Source organism: Xenorhabdus khoisanae (assembly GCF_001037465.1).
Taxonomy (GTDB): Bacteria; Pseudomonadota; Gammaproteobacteria; order Enterobacterales; family Enterobacteriaceae; genus Xenorhabdus; species Xenorhabdus khoisanae.
The window spans coordinates 14,552-33,192 of record NZ_LFCV01000021.1 but is presented as its reverse complement, the minus strand read 5'-3'; the positions used below and the strand labels follow the sequence as shown (position 1 = coordinate 33,192).

General features: G+C 40.9%; 19 protein-coding genes and 1 riboswitch. Of the genes, 9 read left to right on the top strand and 10 right to left on the bottom strand.

What is annotated here, in order from left to right; genetic code table 11:
• Positions 1–49: 49 nt before the first annotated feature.
• Positions 50–850, bottom strand: a complete 801-nt coding sequence (thiD, locus tag AB204_RS03840) for a bifunctional hydroxymethylpyrimidine kinase/phosphomethylpyrimidine kinase (RefSeq protein ID WP_047962062.1) — start codon at positions 848–850, stop codon at positions 50–52.
• Positions 851–894: 44 nt separating this feature from the next.
• Positions 895–987, bottom strand: a riboswitch (TPP riboswitch).
• Positions 988–1,110: 123 nt separating this feature from the next.
• The gene (gene cspE, locus AB204_RS03835) at positions 1,111–1,320 is read right to left on the bottom strand and encodes a transcription antiterminator/RNA stability regulator CspE (RefSeq protein ID WP_047962061.1); all 210 of its coding nucleotides are present in this window, start codon (positions 1,318–1,320) and stop codon (positions 1,111–1,113) included.
• A gap of 568 nt (positions 1,321–1,888) precedes the next feature.
• On the opposite strand from cspE, the gene pagP reads away from it, so the two are divergent.
• Positions 1,889–2,503 carry a lipid IV(A) palmitoyltransferase PagP gene (gene pagP, locus AB204_RS03830; protein WP_084728519.1) on the top strand — a complete coding sequence of 205 codons (615 nt, stop codon included), beginning with the start codon at positions 1,889–1,891 and terminating at the stop codon, positions 2,501–2,503.
• 164 nt (positions 2,504–2,667) lie between these two features.
• Here pagP and AB204_RS03825 read toward each other — a convergent pair whose 3' ends face one another.
• Both AB204_RS03825 and AB204_RS21150 read right to left on the bottom strand, forming a co-directional pair.
• Positions 2,668–4,035, bottom strand: a complete 1,368-nt coding sequence (locus AB204_RS03825) for an amino acid permease (protein WP_047962060.1) — start codon at positions 4,033–4,035, stop codon at positions 2,668–2,670.
• Positions 4,036–4,320: 285 nt separating this feature from the next.
• Positions 4,321–4,488, bottom strand: a complete 168-nt coding sequence (locus AB204_RS21150; protein ID WP_072061384.1) for a PhoP/PhoQ regulatory lipoprotein MgrB — start codon at positions 4,486–4,488, stop codon at positions 4,321–4,323.
• Between the two features lie 187 nt (positions 4,489–4,675).
• On the opposite strand from AB204_RS21150, the gene AB204_RS03820 reads away from it, so the two are divergent.
• Positions 4,676–5,062 (top strand): helix-turn-helix domain-containing protein, encoded by a 387-nt coding sequence (locus AB204_RS03820; RefSeq protein WP_047962082.1) that lies wholly within the window; start codon positions 4,676–4,678, stop codon positions 5,060–5,062.
• 113 nt (positions 5,063–5,175) lie between these two features.
• Here the strand turns inward: AB204_RS03820 and AB204_RS03815 are convergent, their stop codons facing one another.
• Together AB204_RS03815 and AB204_RS03810 are read right to left on the bottom strand one after the other, a co-directional pair.
• Positions 5,176–6,006 (bottom strand): N-acetylmuramoyl-L-alanine amidase, encoded by an 831-nt coding sequence (locus tag AB204_RS03815; RefSeq protein WP_235428019.1) that lies wholly within the window; start codon positions 6,004–6,006, stop codon positions 5,176–5,178.
• Between the two features lie 269 nt (positions 6,007–6,275).
• Positions 6,276–7,730 carry an alanine/glycine:cation symporter family protein gene (locus AB204_RS03810; protein WP_047962058.1) on the bottom strand — a complete coding sequence of 485 codons (1,455 nt, stop codon included), beginning with the start codon at positions 7,728–7,730 and terminating at the stop codon, positions 6,276–6,278.
• Between the two features lie 1,308 nt (positions 7,731–9,038).
• On the opposite strand from AB204_RS03810, the gene AB204_RS03805 reads away from it, so the two are divergent.
• Positions 9,039–9,521: a PliI family lysozyme inhibitor of I-type lysozyme gene (locus tag AB204_RS03805; protein ID WP_047962057.1), complete on the top strand. Its 483-nt coding sequence runs from the start codon at positions 9,039–9,041 to the stop codon at positions 9,519–9,521.
• A 110-nt stretch (positions 9,522–9,631) separates the two neighbouring features.
• Positions 9,632–10,003: a hypothetical protein gene (locus AB204_RS03800; RefSeq protein ID WP_047962056.1), complete on the top strand. Its 372-nt coding sequence runs from the start codon at positions 9,632–9,634 to the stop codon at positions 10,001–10,003.
• A 117-nt stretch (positions 10,004–10,120) separates the two neighbouring features.
• On the opposite strand, the gene prfH is transcribed toward AB204_RS03800, so the two are convergent.
• The 4 genes from prfH to icd form a co-directional block, all read right to left on the bottom strand.
• Positions 10,121–10,738, bottom strand: a complete 618-nt coding sequence (prfH, locus tag AB204_RS03795; RefSeq protein WP_047962055.1) for a peptide chain release factor H — start codon at positions 10,736–10,738, stop codon at positions 10,121–10,123.
• Entirely contained in the window at positions 10,735–11,856 is a 1,122-nt protein-coding gene (locus AB204_RS03790) for an RNA ligase RtcB family protein (protein ID WP_047962054.1), read from the bottom strand. The genes prfH and AB204_RS03790 overlap by 4 nt, the downstream gene beginning before the upstream one ends.
• Positions 11,857–12,331: 475 nt before the next feature.
• The gene (locus AB204_RS03785; RefSeq protein ID WP_047962053.1) at positions 12,332–12,733 is read right to left on the bottom strand and encodes a putative signal transducing protein; all 402 of its coding nucleotides are present in this window, start codon (positions 12,731–12,733) and stop codon (positions 12,332–12,334) included.
• 131 nt (positions 12,734–12,864) lie between these two features.
• Positions 12,865–14,118, bottom strand: a complete 1,254-nt coding sequence (icd, locus tag AB204_RS03780; RefSeq protein ID WP_047962052.1) for an NADP-dependent isocitrate dehydrogenase — start codon at positions 14,116–14,118, stop codon at positions 12,865–12,867.
• A gap of 140 nt (positions 14,119–14,258) precedes the next feature.
• Here icd and rluE point away from each other — a divergent pair, with 140 nt between their 5' ends.
• The 5 genes from rluE to purB all read left to right on the top strand — a co-directional run bounded on the left by rluE (position 14,259) and on the right by purB (position 18,595).
• Positions 14,259–14,888: a 23S rRNA pseudouridine(2457) synthase RluE gene (gene rluE, locus AB204_RS03775; RefSeq protein ID WP_047962051.1), complete on the top strand. Its 630-nt coding sequence runs from the start codon at positions 14,259–14,261 to the stop codon at positions 14,886–14,888.
• Positions 14,881–15,357 carry an NUDIX hydrolase gene (locus AB204_RS03770; RefSeq protein WP_047962050.1) on the top strand — a complete coding sequence of 159 codons (477 nt, stop codon included), beginning with the start codon at positions 14,881–14,883 and terminating at the stop codon, positions 15,355–15,357. Before rluE ends, AB204_RS03770 begins: the two co-directional genes overlap by 8 nt.
• An 83-nt stretch (positions 15,358–15,440) precedes the next feature.
• Entirely contained in the window at positions 15,441–16,544 is a 1,104-nt protein-coding gene (mnmA, locus tag AB204_RS03765) for a tRNA 2-thiouridine(34) synthase MnmA (RefSeq protein WP_047962049.1), read from the top strand.
• 2 nt (positions 16,545–16,546) lie between these two features.
• Positions 16,547–17,173: a high frequency lysogenization protein HflD gene (gene hflD / locus AB204_RS03760; RefSeq protein WP_047962048.1), complete on the top strand. Its 627-nt coding sequence runs from the start codon at positions 16,547–16,549 to the stop codon at positions 17,171–17,173.
• 51 nt (positions 17,174–17,224) lie between these two features.
• Complete coding sequence (gene purB / locus AB204_RS03755) at positions 17,225–18,595, top strand: adenylosuccinate lyase (RefSeq protein ID WP_047962047.1); 1,371 nt, start codon at positions 17,225–17,227, stop codon at positions 18,593–18,595.
• The last annotated feature ends 46 nt before the right edge of the window (positions 18,596–18,641 follow it).

The following is an 18,641-nucleotide window of genomic DNA, read 5'->3' as shown; positions in this document are numbered from 1 at the left end:
TTATTTAATACAAGTGCATCATTTAATAACAAGCGAGCATCCACATTATTCACCACCACTGGTGAAAATGGTGGACTGGCCCTATTCCCCGACCAACTTCGAGGGTATCAGCCTGTGCAAGCGCATTTTGCAAATACATTTTTGCAACAGGCAACGTGCTTTGCCAATCAGGATAACGGGGTCTCAATGCAGCAAGTGCGGCAGACAAAGTACAACCTGTACCATGAGTATTCCGTGTATTCACCCGGGTTGAAGTAAAACGCCATTCGCCTTCAAGAGTAAACAGCCAATCGGGGCTTTCCGCCGCATTGATCAAATGGCCTCCTTTCAATAAAACGGCCTGACATCCTATTGAAAGCAATTCACGCCCCTGTTGCAACATATCAGCTTCTGTCTTGGCAAGGTCGCATTTCAGTATGGCGGCGGCTTCAGGTAAGTTCGGGGTAATCAAAGAAACAATTGGCAGTAACTGTTCTACCATTGTCGTAACGGCTTCCGGTAATAATAGCGGATCACCACTTTTTGCCAGCATAACAGTATCCAATACGATGTAAGGGATAGGATAACGGCGCAATGATTCAGCCACTATCGCGACATTGGCAGCATTCGATAACATGCCAATTTTGGCGCTATCTATTCTGATATCTGAAAGTACAGATTCAAGTTGGGAAGCAACAAAGAGGGGATCGATATCATAAACTGATTGTACGCCCATTGTATTTTGAGCAACCAGTGCAGTTATCACAGTCGTGCCATAAGCACCAAGCGCGGAAAAAGTTTTTAAATCGGCCTGAATGCCGGCACCACCGCTGGGATCTGTCCCTGCGATAGTCAGTGAGTTAATTCTCATTATGGTGACTCCTATCACCAGCCAAAGAAAAGCAGATATCAAAATAGGAGATACCATGACTTCCCTACGCTGGCATTATCCAGATCAGGTAATACGGGTACTTCTCAGCTCAATAAAGAACGCCCCGAGTCAAAATAAAAATCACTCTATTAGTATCCCAATAGAGTGATATTTGCAATAGTTTATTATCAGACAATAAAACCAGACTGACAATAATATATTTAGCCAGTAATTAAATACCAGCCAAAATAAATTTATTACTATAAAGCTGAGACGTTTGCAGCAGCAGGGCCTTTAGGACCATCCTGAATTTCAAACTCAACTTGTTGGCCTTCAGACAATGTTTTAAACCCATCTTTCATAATTGCAGAAAAATGTACAAATACATCTTTGCTACCATCAGCTGGAGTAATAAAACCAAAACCTTTAGACTCGTTGAACCACTTCACAGTACCAGTGATTTTTGCCATTTCAAAAATTTCCTTTGAATCACTTTATTAGCCGACTGGCATAAAAATAAACAAACCAGTATTGGTTGCTGTTATTTATTAACAAAATAGAACTTCGTTTACCCATGTGTTTTATCACATACTCTTTATATAATCGCAAGCCATTTTTTTCAGGTGCTGGAGCCAACGCACATATTTAAAATGCTTAACATCCATACCAATTTGAAATTACACAATAATCTTTAAGTTACATAACCTCATGAATAAATACAAAAAGAAAATTTTAACCCAAGAAACAACTTTAATTAATCTAATATATAATGCTGTTTTTTACGTCTGCCACAGGGTAGATCAGAGAGTTATAGTTATCCCGAAGTTCCATTTTAGATGACTATAAAATAATGGCTAATTTCGCACCTGTTTGTTGAAGCATACAATATAAGTATACTACATATAACCAGTTTACTTTTTGTTTATCATTTATTAAATATTATTCAATTATAATATTGATTGCTAAAAATCTACTATTCTATCTAATGATAAACTGATTCCATACAGCTTACTGAAATTAGAGTGGTTGGAGTTTAAAATGAAGTTGCATTTAGCCGCATCATATGTTCTGCCAATAACATTATTTATCTCATCAGAAATAGCCTATTCAGGTAACATTCCAGAGCATGGGATTGTACCGCGGGAAGAATCAGAAAAAGGCTATAAATACGCTTATTCTGCATTATGGGAAAAATTCAGGCGTAATATTTTATTAACATGGGATTCACCAGATAATGATATTTATTTACCCGTAATCACATGGCATAACCGTTTTACCTATGATAAGGAAAAAACAGATAAATACAACGAAATGCCCTGGGGATTTGGTTACGGCAAATCTCATTACGATAAAGATAACGATTGGCACTCTTTGTATGCGATGGTTTTTATGGACTCACATAATCGTCTTGAGCCTATTATTGGCTATGGGTTTCAAAAAATGTGGGTCCCTAATGGCCCTGATAGTTTCAGAGTGGGTGGAGGGTTTACATTTAGTATTACAGCACGTCATGATTATCAATATATTCCCTTGCCCATACCATTACCGATTTTTTCCATTGAGTATAATAGGCTCTCTTTTCAATCAACCTATATTCCCGGTACATACAATAACGGTAATGTGCTGTTTAGCTGGTTACGTTGGCAATGGTAAGTAAGCTAATATATCGAAATCCATTAGGTATATATCAAAAATTCTCTCTATCAGTTGGTTTTCATATATCACTATGCTTGTAATATTGGTACTGACAATAATAATCAGCCGGATATCGATATCATACCCGGCTGAAAAACATGCTGAATGGATTAATAGCTAGTTTACTCGTTTCTTTGCTTTTTTGATCTAGCCACCAAGTAACCTACCCACAATACACCAATCCAGAATGGCATCAGAATAACTGAAATACGAATTGGCGGCATCATCAGAATAATAATGAGAATGAACGCCAAGAATGCCAAACACAGATAGTTCCCGAATGGATACCATAATGCCCGGAATTGGGTTTTAACACCGTCTTTGTTCTTAGCCGCTCGGAATTTCAGGTGAGCAAAACAAATCATAATCCAGTTAATGACCAACGTTGTCACCACCAATGACATCAGCAGCTCAAATGCCTTACCGGGCATAATATAGTTAATCAACACACCAATCGATGTTGCTAAGGCCGATAAACCAATGGACAAGACAGGTACACTGCGTTTATTAACTTGTGTCAGGATGCGGGGGGCATTACCTTGTTTAGCCAAACCATATAACATTCGGCTATTACAATACACGCCACTGTTATAAACAGATAATGCAGCCGTCAGTACCACCACGTTTAGAATATTCGCTACCCAAAAGCTATCCAGATCATGGAAGATTAAAACGAATGGGCTACCACCTTCTACTACGTTTTGCCAAGGGTAAAGTGCAAGCAAGATAGCCAGTGAACCGATATAAAACAGCAAAATTCGATAAACAACCTGATTGGTTGCTTTTGGTATATTTTTCTCAGGATGTTCCGCTTCCGCCGCAGTAATTCCCACAGTTTCCAGCCCACCAAATGAAAACATGATTACCGCCATCGCCATAATCAGGCCAGTAACCCCATTTGGCATAAAACCGCCCTGCTGCCATAAATTGGTTATGCTTGCCTGTGGGCCGCCATTACCGCTAATCAGTAAGTAGCTTCCAAAGATAATCATGCCGATAATTGCAGTAACTTTGATGATAGAAAACCAAAATTCGGTTTCACCGTATAACCGAACATTAATCAGATTAACAAGATTGATCAGTACAAAGAATATTGCAGCAGAAACCCATGTCGGAACTTCTGGCCACCAATATTGGATATATATACCAACGGCGGTTAACTCTGCCATTCCGACCAGAATGAACATTGCCCAGTAATTCCAGCCCGATAAAAAACCAGCAAAGTTTCCCCAGTATTTATAAGCAAAATGGCTGAATGACCCCGCTACAGGCTCCTCAACGACCATCTCCCCTAGCTGGCGCATAATCAAAAATGCAATAAACCCAGCAATTGCATATCCGAGAAGTACCGAAGGGCCGGCCATTCTTATCGTTTGGGCAATGCCCAGAAATAATCCTGTTCCTACTGCACCACCGAGGGCAATAAGCTGAATATGCCTGTTTTTTAAACCACGCTTAAGCGTGGTTTGTTGTTCTTGTTGTCCTGCCATCTAGTCCTCTTTTTGCGATGCTTGGAACTTGTCTCATTAAAAGCCATTTTATTTGTTGCTCTTAGACCTGAGTAGCGTAAAAAATCCACCTACCTCCCAATTCTCACAAAATTTGTCGAACCTAAATTACTTCAATTATTGTAATAATTGGGTTATTCCCTGATTTAACGCGATATTTAGTCTGTTAATTAGAATCAGGTGGATATTAAAACATCATTTACAAAGAATGAATACCACGAGTGTATGTTAACACACATGCAAGCAGGAAAATGATTAGGATGCTCATCAAAAAGGTAAATATCGGGTAATAGAGCAAATACCTAATTCGAATTGTCCATGACCATGGTCTTGAACACCGTGTACGGTGCCTTGCTCACAATGTACATCCAGTGCCAGTAAATACAAAAATAGGCATACTAATATCAAGCACAAAATTAATACTATTACTTTCATATTCAATTAGGCCACCTTAGAATAATTTCATTGTAGTTAATGTTATAATCAAATATAATGAAGGGTTTTATATGATAAAACATTCAAATTTTAGTTCAGTCATTACTGAGCCTCGCAATGATGGATTTTGTCATCTTGAAAAGAAGTTGTGTATACTTTCCCAACCTTCAACCAATTTAAAATTGTAATGCCACAAGATAACCACTTAGCACTTGTATGCGCACTGAGTAAATGGATAGAAAACCATCTTGGCCGTGTTATTCATCTTGAAGAGCTTGCTGCTTACTCTGGCTATTCACTTTGGCACATGCAGAAAATATTCAAAGAAGTCACAGGAATATCGCTTGGCAAATACATTCGCCAGAGACGCTTGGCTGGCGCGGTTTCCCTACTGAGAAACAGTTCATTGCCAATTTTTGATATTGCCCTGGATTTCGGCTTCGGTTCTCAATCCCATTTCACATATATGTTCCGCAAAGAATATGGCATTACACCTTATGATTTTCGCCAAAGTATAGATATTGAACTTGAAGTTAAACTTCCATTGCACCTGACTTACAACTGCGAATCATAAAACTTAATATCTTCAGCGGCCATTCAATGGCCGCTCCTGCATGATCCCTCACGATCCCTTTTGCTAAATAACATTTTGGTATTTTTCTTTTCCGGTACATTAAGCATACACGGTTATCGATATTTTTCGACCAATGCCAAAGCAATCGCCTCCGTTTCTGCATCGGGACTGCCACTGATATCTGACGGGCGAAAATGCATCTGAAATGCTTGGATAATTTTATGGGTTGCATCATCCAGTAAACCCGTTTGAGGGATGCTATAGCCATAATGAGCCAAGGCTTTCTGTATTGATATTACTGATGCTGGCACATCAGGAGCCCTACCGGCCAAATGTTTATTGACTGTCACATGATCAGGCCAAGCACCGATCCCTTGTTCATAAAGTAATTGCCACGGGAAAACAGGCCCGGGATCTTCTTTTCTAAGTGGTGCTATATCACTATGACCAACAACATTCACAGCCTTAATTTGATAACGCTGAGTAATATCTTTTACCAATCGAATCACTGCATCAATTTGTGATGGGTGATATAAGCACCACTCTTTTTTGATAAAGTGTTGCTTAAATCCACAATTAACAATTTCAATACCAATAGAATAGCGGTTTAGACTTTGGTATCCATCCCATTCACTTTTTCCCGCATGCCATGCCCTTTCCTTTTCTGAAACCAATTGAAAAATAATCGGCTCTTTATTCTCATACTTTGGTTGAGAGGGAATAAGATAATGCGCGCTGACCTTTCCTCCCGTTAATACTTGTAGAGAGCGTCTATCATCCAAAGCCGTATAATGCAAAACAAGGAAATCAACTGAATCAATAGGTTGCTTAGTTGAATAAGGGTAGGAATGATCAACGATATGACTATTTCTGTCTTCACGCTCAGGGGAATAAGAGCAGCCAATCAACAGAGTGATAAACACGCATGCTATTAATATTCTTATCATGATTGGTCAGATATTTTAAAAAAGTAACGTTATGATGACTATATAGTAGATGAAACTAAAATAGATGTGATGTTTTTTACTTTCAAGCATAATTTTAAGAACAAATAAAAGCCGGGCATTTGTGAAATGGTCGAAATGCCCGGCTGATAATATTATTTTATATGAGCAATACCTTGTTACGGCTTTAGTCTATTACCCATCATCTTTCAAGTTACCGCTTTATTAGCGGCATCTTCAATCTATCTCTTGGGATATCCCCTTCAGTACTAACGAGTATCTTTCCCACTGTTATGCTCAGCATCATTATCCCAGATACCTTTTTCAACTTGCTGCTGAATTTCTGGGTAAGAGTTGATATTGAATGTTGGTAACTGACCCAATTTTCTCTGCCGGTTATAGTCTTTGGCCAGCTTTATCGCAATACCTGACAATAGCAGTATGGCAATCAGGTTAACAATAGCCATACAAGCCATCGATAAGTTAGCCATATTCCAAACCACAGGGACTTCTGCCAATGAACCAAACATCACCATTCCCAACGCAGCCAATCGCAGAATGAATAAACCGGCTGTGTGGTTACGTTCCAGGAATATCATGTTGCTTTCAGCATAAGCGTAATTAGCAATGATCGATGTGAAGGCAAAGAAGAAAATAGCAATAGCAATGAAGGATGTTCCCCAATGTCCAACCGCAGATGACAATGCTCGCTGAGTCAATTCAATTCCGCTGATAGCCGTGACGTTTTCGTTGAGAACTCCAGAAGAGAGGATGATGACAGCCGTTGCACTACAGATAACGATGGTATCCATAAATACCCCCAACATCTGCACATAACCCTGAGAGGCAGGATGTGGAGGATATGGAGAAGCTGACGCCGCCGCATTTGGCGCAGAACCCATCCCTGCTTCATTCGAAAATAATCCGCGTTGAACACCCTGAAGCATTGCCTGAGAGATACCGTAGCCTAATGTTCCGGCTATCGCTTCCTGAAGGCCAAAGGCACTCTTGAAAATTAATGCAAATACTTCTGGAATGCGTTCAATATTGTGACCAACAACCCAAAATGCCAGTATTAAATAAGCCCCTGCCATAAGCGGTACAACTAATTCCGCTACCCGTGCGATAGAACGCAATCCGCCGAAAATAATTACGCCACTGATGATGACTAATACAATACCGACATAAAGAGGTTTGATATTAAAGGCAAAGGCAGCCGCTTCCGCAATTGAGTTTGCCTGAACGGCATTAAATACAAGACCAAACGCGATAATAAGGAAGAATGAAAATAACACTCCCATCCATCGCTTATTGAGCCCCTTCTCCATATAGTAGGCAGGGCCACCTCGATAATTCCCTTGATCGTCTTTCGTCTTGTATAACTGGGCAAGCGTGCTTTCCACAAAGGAAGTTGCCATACCAATGAATGCCACTACCCACATCCAGAAAATAGCTCCTGGTCCACCGGCAGTAATTGCAATAGCAACCCCTGCTAAGTTACCGGTTCCTACACGGGCAGCTAGACTAGTACATAAAGCCTGAAAAGACGAAATGCCAGAATTATCTGATTTATTACTATTTTTCAGAATTGAAAACATGTGGCCAAAATGGCGAAGTTGTATAAAACCAGAACGCAGTGTGAAGTAGAGACCAACCCCAAGCAGCAGGTATATTAGTACATAGTCCCAAAGAATGTTGTTAATGAAGTTAATCGGATCCGTCAAGATATTTTCCCCTTACTAATTAAAACATTAGCTGACCATAATGCAGTATCCGGCGAAATTTTGTTGTGCTTAATTTCCTTTATTAATGAACAGGTAATACAATTCTGTATACAAAAAACACAGAGATACTAGCCAGTAAAACGAAAAGAATGTAACACAAGATCTATTTCAATGGGTAACTTTTAATGAATTTTTTACATTTACTTTAGCGTTACTAAACATTTCTTTTGGTATTCATAATGCCTCATTCCCCATATCAAGCCTGTTTGACTCATTTTGCAAATAATAAATACGAGAATTTTCCTTTCCTATATATAAGTAAGGAGCATTAATTGATTAACAATTCAACCCAAAATAAGAAACTATTGAATAACTAAATGGCAATCATAATAAAACAACACCAACGCAATAACCCTACAAAAAGAGAGTGTTAATCAAAAGTTCTTGATGCCAAGTTACACAAATGTACCAAACAAATTTAGATGGTCACTCTGAGTGATATCGTTTACATAGCAATAATCTAATTCATTAAAAACCACAAAATAATTACAAAATTTAATATTGAAATTTCTAATATTTTTGGAAATATATAGCAATATTTTTCTTCAAATGAGATTATTAAATTTTAATACTGTGATAGTTGGAAAAAGCCACCATCCCATATTAAAATTTTCAATTGTTATTTTTACGGTAGGAAATCACAATAGCAAGTTAATAACATGTTAATATTCCACTATCTGGCCATCAGGTAATCTGCAAGTGAGGTTATAATTGATGTTAGAGCGCAAAAGAAAAAACCCCGCGGACAACATACTGCCCAAAAGAGTTTATAGAGGAAAATCAAAGTATGAATATCATCCTGCAACAGGCGGTTCAATCTCTATCTGCTGTTTGAGTTCACCTGTATCCGTTGTTTGGAAAGAGTACAATAAGATTGTCGAAAAAATAGAAAAAAACAGCACATAGAGTTTAATATATGTTGAAGTTAATAAAGAAACGGGAGTCACCACTCCCGTTGACTCCACAGCATTACACTATTTGAATAAAATTCATTAAATACATCAAAAATAACCTATACCACAAAATATCTTTCCATTCCTTATATTAATGAATGGCATTTCCAAAAGACCCACAAAAATCAGATATCCTGACGTTTTATTTCTAACAACTAAGCACTATAGCGTTGGGCCCAAATAGGTTCCGAATTGCACCTTTTACTAAAAATATGGTCTTTCAAAATTCGTGCTACTCTATAAAACTCACCCTATGAGTATGTCGAACAAGATAGTAAACAATGGAGTATTGCTTATGTGTATAAGTAAGAGCCTAAAAAATATTGTTATTTCTTCTCTAACCGTCCTGTTTTTATCAGTGCCAGCTATCGCAAAAGATGGAACATTGATTAACTTACCTGATAAACGATTTGCCGTTATATCAGTCGGTGATCTGGAAAGTGAATCAATTGGAAGCTATTCAATCGCTGTTTTCAAAGATAAAGAGCTCTCAGAATTTGAAACTGGTGCCATTTTTTCCCGTGACGGTTCAGTGTTTGATGATAACAATAAACCCAGGATTACATTTGCAGACATCAACGGTGATGGCGCCAAAGAATTAATTGTCACCAAGCTTTCGGTAGGATCTGGGAATTATCTGGAAGTTGATGCGCTCAAAATTACTGACAAAAATGTTAACCTTCTTACTCGCATCAATATAAACGGTAAGAATGATCCCGTTAAGGCACTCCGTGCATTATGTAAAAGAGGTCAGTGTGTAGCGCAGAAACACCAATAAACGCATATTTAACAAGTCCGATTTTCTACCGGGATTCGGCGCAAACAATGAATAATGTACTATTGTTAATGTTGTCACCACTATCATGTATAGTCGATCAAGAGGAAATTATGAAACGTCTTTTACTGCCACTTTTCCTTGCCCCATTCTTCTCTTATGCCGCACAGGCGAATGTAGATAAAACAGTAGAAACCTATTGTGATTTGTTTGGAAAAGTCTCTGTCGAAGCATTTAAAACCAATGACTCACCTGATGCGATAGCTCAAAAAGCTTTTAGTGAATTAAACAATAAGGGGTTCGATCTTAAAGAGATCCATAGCAACAAGAATGAGTTTATTGCATCTATCAAACAAACCGTTACAGAAGTCAGAAAAAATAAACAGGCATTCCCGAGTACCCGCCATTTTGATGAATCGTTGGATAAATCAGTCAAAGCCTGCAAAGAGCAAACAAAGCATTCCTTATCTCAGGGGGTTAAATAAACTTCTGATAGAGCGACTGACTCATGTCGTCGCTCTATTTCATTAATATCTATACCTTTATCTTTCAAATTGTTGTTTTATTGACTGTGCTACAACTTGAAATCTGTCAGGTATATATCAATTCTGTGGAATAAATTTCATTCCGATAAAAGTACGCACTGCATTTCCCCTTTCAATCTGATGGTGAAATATCCGTCTTTCTGCTTTGATCTGTGCCTGATGCATATTTTGATGTTGCTGGAGCCGATGCCCCAACAACATATGAGCAAGTCGACGGTTAGCATGTTGACTGCGCTCGGACTGTACTTTGATGCTGATACCACTGGCAATATGCACTGCCCGAACCGCTGATTCTGTTTTATTAACATGCTGACCACCCGGGCCAGAAGCTTTCAATGTTTCAAACCGAATTTCGCTTTCTTTCATTTCCGGCATCGGTTCAAACTGCCTCACACCAATAAACCAATTTTTACGACCTGCTCCTTTTCGCCAAGGACTTTCGCAGATCCATTTAATCGTACCGTTCCAACACTCAAATAGTTGTTGTTCATTTTTTCCATGAATAGCCACTAATACCGAACGCAACGTACCGGAACGCAATCCCCTTTCTTCCTCCAGAATATTCGCTCTTACGCTCAATTCTTCGGCTTCTTGAATCAATCGCTCCAACGCCTTATTAACAGCTAACATACATTCATCTGGCCCTTGAGCCGAGGAAATCTGCAACAATATCACTCATTGCCTCCCCGCGTTTTATATGTTAGAACAGGTTTCAGCCGCGCTACCAATTGAATTAAACCAGCCTGTAACATAGCTTCCATTACGCCATCAATAGGTTTATAGGCTTCTGGCGCTTCTTGAAAAATCAACTGTTTATCTAAGCAAATAACTCGGCTACCCAATGCAGTACGAGAAAGTTGCACAGCATTATAACGCCCGCTTAAGCGTTCCTTACATTCACCGCGCATCCATTTCCGCCCCGCTCCATGCGCAAGAGAAAACAAACTCTGTTCACTGGGTAGCGGTTGCACTAGGTAACTGTAATCTCCACGAGATCCCGGAATAATTACCGGGCCTTGGTCTGCGGGCGTTGCTCCCTTGCGGTGTAACCAGCCATCAACACCGCCAATAGTACATGGCGTAAGCAAATTATGTGAGACATCAAGCAAATGCTCTCCGTTGGCCCGCCAGCGTTTCAGCATTCTTCCAGCAATTAATTGTCGGTTAAAACAAGCATAATCCAACGCTTGTTGATGTTGCTGAAGGTAATTCTGAGCCTGTGGACTTGATGCAACCAACCCATTATGCCCATGCTCACGAACATGTTGCTCAAGGATCATTTGCCCCATACCACGTGAACCACTGTGCACCAATAACAGAAGTTGCTGTTTATTTAGTTGCCATGTTTCGAGCAATTCCGGTTGATAAATTTCATCCAATTGCTGCAACTCAGCAAAATGATTTCCACCACCAATCGTTCCCGGTGAATGGCAAAAATATTCAGGTATATCGTCAGGTAAATCTTCTGCTTCCAAGGGAGCGTCAATGGAACCAAGCCGTTTCTCCAGCTTATCCAGTGACCATTTATTCAATGTCAAATCTGTTCGCCACAATGCCATACCGCAACCAATATCGTTCCCGATAAGTGCCGGATAGAAATGTGACTGTGTAAAAAATGCCGCACCAACTGGATATCCTCTGCCAGGATGGAGATCTGGCAGGCCGACAACGCGGACCATCTCGGGAAGTCGTGCTGTTGTTTCAAGTTGCTGGATAGCCTTGCCTTCCAGCCAAGTATTTTCTGTTACGATAAGCTGTACGTTTGGTGCAGCCGAATGCAAAGTATTGCCCATAGATCAACCTTATGATCAATGAAAAAATAAGGGTGTGGTCAGGCCTTCCTAGCCAAGCAATACTGAAAAAACTAATTTCGTAATTAGCTATGGGCTGGCCTGAAAAGAGTCATTGTTATTGTCATCATGATAAATTTCTCCTTTTCAGTTGTTAGTGGGGTTTAATGAATAGCTGTATTTTGCAGACGCAGCATCATACTTCAAGTTTTATTGTCATTACCAGTATTTTCTTTGATTTTATTTTTATTAGACTATATGCATGATGATTTAATAAGTTTGTTTTTAATTTCAATTAGTAATTAATTAGAATGCAATTTCTACCCCTTACAACTGCGTTCACACCCATTATTACAAGGTATTTCCAATAACGGACGTGCACCATTTATTGTTTTTCCTGATATCCTCCCTGTTATATAAAATCGCCATGACATTGAGAATTCTCACCGTCAAAATCCGCACATTCAGGCTATTATAATTACAGAGAAGAATAATCATTAAATTTTAAAGGTAGAGCTATTCCTGTTGTCAAAAACAAAGAAAGAACTAAAAAAGTGTTTATTAGCATCGTAAAAGAGTATCGAGATGATGATAATTTTCTTTTTTTTAAACTCGATTGTCTTCCATCTAAAAAATACTGATTATCTTCAATTTTAAAAAGTATCTCTTTTGCCCGTTCAATATCAGAATGATGGACAAGGAGTTTCACCCCTCCAAATGCTTGAGAACACATGTAGTTATTCCATACGATATCTTCATCTATCACTACCGCAAAAATGCCTTCTGATAACATTCTACCCAAGATAATGTGAGCATCTATTGGTGACAGAAAATTTGCTAATAACCGCATATTTCCTCTCTGGGGATAGCTGTTCCACATAAGCACACCATAATTAGATGAGTTATTAATGAGTATAAGCCATTATTGGATATTCACTCCAAGAAATTGTATAGAACTAAAAACAAACGGGAACCATTAAGCTCCCGTTATCTATTCAGTTACGCAATCAATTACATGTGAGAGATAATTGCATCACCAAACTCGCTACATTTCAGTAGCTTAGCACCTTCCATCAGACGCTCAAAATCGTAAGTTACGGTCTTGGCAGCAATGGAACCTTCAACGCCTTTAACGATTAAGTCGGCAGCCTCGAACCATCCCATGTGGCGCAACATCATCTCAGCGGAGAGAATGACAGAACCCGGGTTGACTTTATCCTGACCCGCATATTTAGGTGCAGTACCGTGTGTTGCTTCAAACAATGCACACTCGTCACCAATGTTTGCGCCCGGGGCGATACCGATACCGCCGACTTGCGCAGCCAATGCATCAGAAATATAGTCACCATTCAGGTTCATACAAGCGATAACGTCATATTCAGCAGGGCGAAGCAGGATTTGTTGCAGGAAAGCATCTGCAATCACATCCTTAATGATAATGTCTTTGCCACTCTTAGGATTTTTGATCTTAACCCACGGGCCGCCATCCAGCAGTTCTCCGCCAAATTCAGTGCGGGCCAATTCATAACCCCAATCTTTAAAGGCACCTTCAGTGAACTTCATGATGTTGCCTTTATGAACCAGAGTCACGGAGTCACGATCATTATCAATAGCGTATTCAATTGCAGCACGTACCAAACGTTTAGTGCCCTCTTCTGAGCAAGGCTTCACGCCGATGCCACACTGTTGAGGGAAACGAATTTTGCTAACACCCATTTCATCTTGCAGGAATTTGATGACCTTGTCCGCTTCCGCTGAACCGGCTTTCCACTCGATACCCGCATAGATATCTTCAGCATTTTCGCGGAAAATGACCATATCAGTCAGCTCAGGCTGTTTAACAGGGCTTGGCGTACCTTGATAGTAACGAACCGGGCGCAGGCAGACATACAGATCCAATTGCTGACGCAGTGCCACATTCAGCGAGCGGATGCCGCCACCAACTGGCGTTGTCAGAGGGCCTTTGATAGCAACACGGTATTCACGGATCAAATCCAGTGTTTCATCTGGCAACCAAACATCTTTACCATAAACATGTGTGGATTTTTCACCTGTGTAGATTTCCATCCAAGAAATTTTGCGCTCGCTGCTATACGCTTTCTGAACAGCAGCATCCACAACTTTCAGCATGACCGGCGTAACATCAACACCAATGCCATCCCCTTCGATATAAGGGATTACAGGGTTATTCGGAACATTTAATTTACCTTTGGCATCGATAGTAATTTTTTTACCTTCCGCCGGAACAACTACTTTGCTTTCCATTAACCTCTCCTTTCAAATAAACGCAATGCCTTGTTAAATTTTTGTAAGGGACGTGTCAATACTACTTGAATATTCTGCAAACGCCAATGGTCACAGATTTAAGGTATAATACGTACCCTAATTTTTCACGATGGCTTATCATGACAAATATCTCTTTTAAAAAACGCCAACTTAACCGATTCAGCCAAAGAAAAAATAACAATACGATAAAAAAATTAACAGGTCCTCGTCGGGTATTAATCTTTAACAAACCTTATGATGTTCTTCCCCAATTCACCGATGAAATGGGAAGAACAACGTTAAAAGATTTTATTCCATTTACTGATGTTTATGCCGCAGGTCGTTTGGATCGCGATAGCGAAGGATTACTCGTGTTAACCAATGACGGTAAATTGCAAGCCAGGTTGACTCAACCTCACAAAAAAACAGCTAAAGTTTATTATGTTCAGGTAGAAGGCATTCCTGATGAAGCAGCTTTGGGTAAGCTGCGCAATGGCATCACGTTAAAAGATGGCCCGACGCTACCTGCCGGTGCAGAACGAGTGGAAGAACCAGAATGGCTCTGGAAACGGACGCCGCCCATTCGAGAGCGAAAAAATATTCCCGTAAGCTGGCTCAAGATAACGCTATATGAAGGCCGTAACCGTCAGGTACGCAGAATGACTGCTCATGTTGGTTTTCCCACACTGCGCCTAATTCGTTTCAGTATGGGTTCGATACAATTAAGCTCATTGTCCCCCGGAGAATGGAGAGAAATTAATCTTGTTTAGTCCACACATCACTGTTGCTTGTATTGTACACGCAGAAAATAAATTTCTGGTTGTCGAAGAGTTAATCAATGGCAAATCTCTCTGGAACCAGCCGGCTGGTCATCTTGAAGCCGGAGAAACATTGCAGGAAGCCGCTGAACGGGAATTATGGGAAGAAACAGGGATTTGTGCTCAACCACAGGCATTTTTGAAGCTATATCAGTGGGTTGCTCCCGACGGAACGCCATTTATCCGTTTTCTGTTCTTGGTTGAAATGGAAAAAATTATTGATACCAATCCACAAGATGATGATATCCATTGCTGCCACTGGTTAAGCGCAGAAGAAATTCTTAACAGTTCACAACTACGCTCACCACTGGTCGCTGAAAGTATTCGCTGTTACTTAGAGCACAAGGCGTATCCTCTATCAATGTTGGACAGTTACGGTCCCCCTTTTGAAAATGGCCGCATAAATAAAAAAATCGAATAGAAAGAACGTGAGACGTTTGATGCACCACAGCCGCCAACGTGCTAAAGTATCGCGTTTGTTTTTTTCCGCAGTGAGATATATCCATGTCAGATAACAGCCAGAAAAAAGTCATTGTCGGAATGTCCGGCGGTGTTGATTCATCAGTTTCCGCCTACCTTCTGCAACAGCAGGGCTACCAGGTAGCTGGCCTGTTCATGAAAAACTGGGAAGAAGACGATGGTGAAGAGTATTGCTCGGCTGCCGCCGATCTTGCCGATGCGCAAGCCGTTTGTGACAAGCTGGGCATTGAACTGCATACCATCAATTTTGCAGCCGAATATTGGGACAATGTATTCGAACATTTTCTTGCTGAATATAAAGCTGGCAGAACCCCAAATCCGGACATTCTTTGTAATAAAGAGATCAAATTCAAAGCGTTTCTAGAGTTTGCCGCTGAGGATTTGGGTGCTGACTACATTGCAACCGGGCACTATGTCCGTCGTCGGGATGTAGATGGCATTAGCCAATTACTTCGCGGTCTGGATGGCAATAAAGATCAAAGCTATTTTTTATATACCTTAAGTCACCAGCAGGTTGCCAAGAGTCTATTCCCCGTCGGAGAACTCGAAAAACCTGAAGTACGCCGCATTGCCGAAGAGCTCGGTCTGGTCACGGCAAAGAAAAAAGATTCGACGGGTATCTGCTTTATTGGTGAACGCAAGTTCCGTGATTTTCTGGGACGCTACTTGCCTGCCCAACCGGGCCCAATTATCACGGTAGACGGGCAAACTATCGGCCAGCATTCTGGCCTGATGTACCATACACTGGGTCAACGTAAAGGATTGGGGGTCGGCGGAACGAAGGATGGCAGTGAAGAACCATGGTATGTTGTTGATAAAGATGTTCAAAACAATACGCTGATTGTTGCTCAAGGCCATGAACACCCTCGCCTGATGTCTGTCGGTTTGATTGCACAGCAACTTCATTGGGTTGATCGCCAACCCTTGAAGACAGAAATCCGTTGTGTAGTGAAAACGCGTTACCGTCAGCACGATATTCCCTGCACTATCATTCCGCTAGGCGAAGATAAAATTGAAATTCGTTTTGATAGCCCTGTTGCCGCCGTCACTCCCGGCCAATCAGCCGTGTTTTACCAAGATGAGGTCTGTCTCGGTGGTGGCGTGATCGAACAACGTATACAGGAGTAATTGTGGCTAAAAATTATTACGACATTACACTGGCGCTGGCAGGTATCTGCCAGTCAGGTCGTCTGGTACAAAAGCTTGCCCATGAAGGCCAGTGCGATAATGATGCTTTTGAAATGATGCTCAACAGTATCTTGAATATGAATCCGGCATCCACGTTGGATGTTTTTGGCAATAATGCCTGTAACCTTCGTATTGGCCTCGATGCTATGCTGGGCATGTTCAATGGTTCACATAGCGGTGTTTCTGCCGACCTTACCCGCTATATGCTGGGTTTAATGGCTCTGGAACGTCATCTGAATAAAAATCAATCTTCTGCTAATGAATTAGCAAATCGCATCAATCAGTTAGATCGCCAACAAGCCTATTTTGAACCGATGTCAGAAGGGATGCTCAACGCTCTTGCTGGAATTTATGTCGATGTCATCAGTCCACTAGGGCCTCGTATCCAAGTGACAGGGTCACCTGATGTATTACGTAATACACTCATTCAGGCAAAAGTCAGATCCGTTTTACTGGCGGGCATTCGCAGTGCCGTTTTATGGAAACAAGTTGGCGGTACCCGCCTGCAAATCATGTTTTCCCGTCAGCGCCTGATCAAACAGGCAAAAGATATCCTTGCTCGTTGTTAAACAAAAATTATCAGACACAAACTGTTAAATAAAATCCGGGAGTTGCTACCAATGGAATTATCCTCACTGACCGCTGTTTCTCCAATTGATGGCCGTTACGGCGATAAAGTCAGCGCGTTACGCGCCATTTTTAGTGAGTTCGGCTTACTGAAATTTCGTGTGCAGGTCGAAGTACGTTGGCTGCAAAAACTGGCCGCTACAGCAGAAATCAAAGAAGTTCCTGCTTTTGACGCAAACGCAAACGCTTACCTTGATGAAATTATTGCAAATTTCAATGAACAAGATGCGTTGCGTATCAAAGAAATTGAACGCACAACCAACCATGACGTTAAGGCTGTTGAATATTTGCTGAAAGAAAAAGTCGCGCATATTCCGGCTTTGCATCAAGTTGCAGAATTTATTCATTTTGCCTGCACATCAGAAGATATCAATAACCTGTCACATGCGTTGATGCTTAAAACTGCCCGTGAAGAAGTTTTACTGCCTCAGTGGCGTCAATTGATCGATATCATCACGCGTATGGCGCACGATTATCGCGATCTTCCTCTGCTATCACGTACTCACGGGCAACCAGCGACCCCTTCTACCGTCGGCAAGGAGCTGGCTAACGTAGCTTATCGTATGGAACGCCAATTCCGTCAGCTCAGCCAGGTAGACATTCTGGGTAAAATCAACGGGGCAGTTGGCAACTATAATGCGCACCTGTCAGCCTATCCACACATTGACTGGCACCAATTCAGTGAATCATTTGTGACTTCTCTGGGCATCCAATGGAATCCATATACCACCCAAATCGAACCTCATGATTACATTGCGGAACTGTTTGATTGTGTAGCGCGTTTCAATACCATTCTGATCGATTTTGATCGCGATATCTGGGGTTACATCGCCCTGAACCATTTCAAACAAAAAACCATTGCTGGGGAAATCGGTTCTTCCACCATGCCACATAAAGTCAATCCGATTGATTTCGAAAACTCAGAAGGAAATCTGGGATTGTCAAACGCCGTTCTGGGGCACCTTGCCAGCAAACTTCCTGTTTCCCGTTGGCAGCGTGACTTAACGGATTCAACCGTGCTGCGCAATCTTGGCGTAGGTTTGGGATATGCTCTGATTGCTTATCAATCCACTATGAAAGGGTTGAGTAAGTTAGAGGTTAATGAAAAGCACCTCCTGGATGAGCTGGATCACAACTGGGAAGTGCTGGCGGAGCCTATTCAAACTGTTATGCGCCGTTATGGCATTGAAAAACCCTATGAAAAATTGAAGGAATTGACACGTGGCAAACGTGTTGATGCAGAAGGAATGAAAACGTTCATTGATGGCCTTGAACTTCCTGAAGCGGAAAAAGAACGCCTCAAAACCATGACACCAGCAAACTACATTGGCTATGCCACTTCGCTAGTTGATAAGTTGAAATAAACTTTCTGCATGCAAATGGGCGGAGTATATCCCGCCCATACTCAAT

Excerpts from the sequence above, each read along its gene's own strand:
- AB204_RS03785 (WP_047962053.1), bottom strand. The coding sequence starts at position 12,733 with ATGTGGAACAGCTATCCCCAGAGAGGAAATATGCGGTTATTAGCAAAT.
- AB204_RS03820 (WP_047962082.1), top strand. The coding sequence starts at position 4,676 with ATGCCACAAGATAACCACTTAGCACTTGTATGCGCACTGAGTAAATGG.
- rluE (WP_047962051.1), top strand. The coding sequence starts at position 14,259 with ATGACAAATATCTCTTTTAAAAAACGCCAACTTAACCGATTCAGCCAA.
- AB204_RS03825 (WP_047962060.1), bottom strand. The coding sequence starts at position 4,035 with ATGGCAGGACAACAAGAACAACAAACCACGCTTAAGCGTGGTTTAAAA.
- AB204_RS03800 (WP_047962056.1), top strand. The coding sequence starts at position 9,632 with ATGAAACGTCTTTTACTGCCACTTTTCCTTGCCCCATTCTTCTCTTAT.
- AB204_RS21150 (WP_072061384.1), bottom strand. The coding sequence starts at position 4,488 with ATGAAAGTAATAGTATTAATTTTGTGCTTGATATTAGTATGCCTATTT.
- AB204_RS03790 (WP_047962054.1), bottom strand. The coding sequence starts at position 11,856 with ATGGGCAATACTTTGCATTCGGCTGCACCAAACGTACAGCTTATCGTA.
- thiD (WP_047962062.1), bottom strand. The coding sequence starts at position 850 with ATGAGAATTAACTCACTGACTATCGCAGGGACAGATCCCAGCGGTGGT.
- purB (WP_047962047.1), top strand. The coding sequence starts at position 17,225 with ATGGAATTATCCTCACTGACCGCTGTTTCTCCAATTGATGGCCGTTAC.
- mnmA (WP_047962049.1), top strand. The coding sequence starts at position 15,441 with ATGTCAGATAACAGCCAGAAAAAAGTCATTGTCGGAATGTCCGGCGGT.
- AB204_RS03805 (WP_047962057.1), top strand. The coding sequence starts at position 9,039 with ATGTGTATAAGTAAGAGCCTAAAAAATATTGTTATTTCTTCTCTAACC.
- cspE (WP_047962061.1), bottom strand. The coding sequence starts at position 1,320 with ATGGCAAAAATCACTGGTACTGTGAAGTGGTTCAACGAGTCTAAAGGT.
- pagP (WP_084728519.1), top strand. The coding sequence starts at position 1,889 with ATGAAGTTGCATTTAGCCGCATCATATGTTCTGCCAATAACATTATTT.
- icd (WP_047962052.1), bottom strand. The coding sequence starts at position 14,118 with ATGGAAAGCAAAGTAGTTGTTCCGGCGGAAGGTAAAAAAATTACTATC.